Annotated in this window: 3 protein-coding genes and 1 pseudogene; all 4 read left to right on the top strand. The window is 43.4% G+C overall.

Annotated features, from left to right (window positions below):
• A pseudogene (locus tag QUA13_RS08005) lies at window positions 1-486 on the top strand (WD40 repeat domain-containing protein); the annotation flags it as partial.
• The gene (locus tag QUA13_RS32700) at window positions 464-649 is read left to right on the top strand and encodes an AAA-like domain-containing protein (protein WP_445242689.1); all 186 of its coding nucleotides are present in this window, start codon (window positions 464-466) and stop codon (window positions 647-649) included. The pseudogene QUA13_RS08005 and the gene QUA13_RS32700, both read left to right, overlap by 23 nt.
• Before the next feature lie 124 nt (window positions 650-773).
• Complete coding sequence (locus QUA13_RS32695) at window positions 774-920, top strand: AAA-like domain-containing protein (protein ID WP_445242688.1); 147 nt, start codon at window positions 774-776, stop codon at window positions 918-920.
• A gap of 110 nt (window positions 921-1,030) precedes the next feature.
• Window positions 1,031-3,199: AAA-like domain-containing protein (locus QUA13_RS08000; RefSeq protein ID WP_333197823.1), on the top strand; the 2,169-nt coding region annotated here is incomplete at its 3' end.

Here is a 3,199-nt window from a genome sequence, read left to right as displayed (position 1 = left end):
CAAAAACCCATCGCTACCCTCAGCGGGCATAGCAATCCAGTCTATAACGTTGTTTTTAGTCCCGATGGGTTGACTTTGGCTTCTGCAAGCAGTGACTACACCATCAAACTGTGGCACCTCGAAAGCCAAAAACCCATTGCTACCCTCATCGGGCATAGCAATTCGGTCTTGAGTGTGGCCTTTAGTCCTGATGGGTTGACTTTGGCTTCTGCAAGTAACGACAACACCATCAAACTGTGGCATCTCGAAAGCCAAAAACCCATTGCTACCCTCACCGCGCATAAGAATCCGGTATATAGCGTCGCCTTTAGTCCCGATGGCAAAACTTTGGCTTCCGCTAGCGGTGACAAAACCATCAAACTGTGGACTTGGGATTTCGATAAACTGATGGCATTTGGCTGCAACTGGCTCGGCAATTATCTCAGAACCAACCCGAAAGTGACAGCAGAGGATAAACAGATGTGTGCTGATTACCTTAGCCAATAGTCAATCAAATCAGAGACAGGTAACAAATTTAGTGAATCGACACCGATTAAATTGGTCAAATCAAGAGATTTGTGACTTAAGGGAAATGGTGGGTGGTCATCCTTATTTAGTGCGAGTTGCTCTCTACCAAGTTGCCAAGGGGAGAATTACCTTAAGTAGGTAGGCGCTGTAAAACACAATTATGTAAACGATTGTAAAGTATCCACATTCCCTAACCGTGGCTAAGTTAGCCCTGTTTACATACTGTTACATAGCTCGGTTTAATCCCGCTTACCTACTTAGATCGGTTGCTAAAAGTCGCTCCTACTGAAGAAAGCCCTTACTACGACCGTTTACGGCGCCATTTAGTTAAATTGGAAAAAAATGCCGAACTAGCAGCAATAATTAGACAAGTGATTAACAGCAAAAAAATCGTTAAACCCATTTATCTTTAAAGGTAATTGACTTAGGTATGCAAGAGTTAAAGGAAATTTATGAACCTGTACGGCTGTACAAATTGATTCCTTAACTTTCTGATTTTCCACCTATAAATTAACAATGACTTATGAAGGATTATCAATATCAAGTTGGAGGGAGCCTTCCGGCAAACGCCCCAACTTATGTCACTCGAAAGGCGGATGAAGAACTTTATCAAGCTTTAAAAGCCGGAGAATTCTGCTATGTTCTTAATTCCCGACAAATGGGAAAATCATCACTGCGAGTGCGGACAATGCAGCGGTTACAAGCAGAGGGAATCGCCTGTAGTAGCATTGATATCACAGAAATTGGCACCTCAGATATTACGCCAGAAGAGTGGTACGCAGGCGTGATAGATAGCATCGTCAGCAGATTAAATTTGTATGACGTTTTTGATTTAGATGAATGGTGGGAGCAGAATAGGTTACTATCGAATGTTAAACGATTTAGTAAATTTATTGAAGAAGTATTGCTCAATAAAATTTCAGCAAATATAGTGATTTTTGTCGATGAATCGGACAGCTTAATCAGCTTAAACTTTAAAATAGAAGATTTTTTTGCTGTGATTCGTGATTGCTATAATAATCGAGCTGATAAACCCGATTATCGTCGCTTGACATTTACGATGTTAGGGGTGGCAACTCCCTCAGATTTAATTCAAGACAAGCGACGCACTCCTTTTAATATTGGTCGAGGGATAGAGTTAACGGGGTTTCAATTAGCAGAAGCGCAACCTTTGGCAGTCGGGTTAGAAGCTCAAGCAGAAAATTCTCAAGTATTGTTAGAATCGGTGTTATATTGGACAGGAGGACAGCCGTTTTTAACGCAAAAAGTTTGTAAATTACTGCTCAATTATGCCAACTATGCCTTCATGCAAAATCCCGCTGAATGGGTAGGAAGTTTAGTTCGAGAAAAAGTAATTGAGAATTGGGAAGGGCAGGATGAGCCAGAGCATTTAAAGACGATTCGCGATCGCATTTTACGCAGCGAACAACGGGCAAGTAGGTTATTGGGACTATATCAGCAAATTTTGCAGCACAATGAAATAGCGACTGATGATAGTCCCGAACAAATGGAACTGCGATTAACTGGGTTGGTAGTTAAGCAGTCTGGAAAACTTAAAGTTTATAACCGGATTTATCAATCGGTTTTTAACCTAGATTGGGTGGAAAAGCAATTAGCGGAACTTCGCCCTTACAGCGAAAGTTTTAAAGCTTGGATAGAGTCTGATTGCCAAGATGAATCGCGACTGTTGCGGGGTCAAGCCTTGCAAGATGCTCAAACTTGGGCAGCCGATAAAAGTTTGAGCGATTTGGATTATCAGTTTTTAAATGCCAGTCGGGAAGTCCAACAACGGGAAGTTGAACGAGAGTTAGAAGCACAAAAACAAGCGAATAAAATTTTGACTGAGGCGAATCAGACGCTAATTAAAGCACAGCAATTGGCCACTTATAAAATCACTCAAGCTCAGAATTTAGCAAATGTCATCCAGGAAACTGCTTTTTCTAATGAATCATTTCGTTCAGGACAGACATTCCAAGCACTGTTGGAAGCATTAAAGGCAGGGCAAGCATTCAAACAACTAGATTCTTCATCCGAGACGACAAAGCATATTAGAGGACGAGTGATAGCTGCGCTGCAACAAGCAGCGTCCGCAGTAAAAGAGCGCAATAGTTTGGAAGGGCATAGCAATTCTGTCAGAAGGGTCGCTTTTAGTCCAGATGGCAAGACATTGGCTTCTGCAAGCAGTGACCACACCATCAAACTGTGGAACCTGCAAAGCCAAAAACCCATCGCTACCCTCACCGGGCATAGCAATTCGGTCAATAGCGTCACCTTTAGTCCAGATGGCTTGACATTGGCTTCTGCAAGCAGTGACCACACCATCAAACTGTGGAACCTGCAAAGCCAAAAACCCATCGCTACCCTCACCGGGCATAGCAATCATGTCCGAAGCGTCGCCTTTAGTCCAGATGGCTTGACATTGGCTTCTGCAAGCAGTGACCACACCATCAAACTGTGGAACCTGCAAAGCCAAAAACCCATCGCTACCCTCACCGGTCACAGCGATTCGGTCTGGAGTGTCGCCTTTAGTCCAGATGGCTTGACATTGGCTTCTGCAAGCAGTGACAACACCATCAAACTGTGGCACCTAGAAACCCAAAAATCCATTGCTACCATCACCGGTCACAGCGATTCGGTCTGGAGTGTCGCCTTTAGTCCAGATGGCTTGACATTGGCTTCTGCAAGCAGTGAC

The organism is Microcoleus sp. S28C3, assembly GCF_036700785.1.
In the GTDB taxonomy this organism is placed as follows: domain Bacteria; phylum Cyanobacteriota; class Cyanobacteriia; order Cyanobacteriales; family Microcoleaceae; genus Microcoleus; species Microcoleus asticus.
The sequence above is the reverse complement of the archived record's forward strand: the minus strand, read 5'-3'. Positions and strand labels throughout refer to the sequence as shown.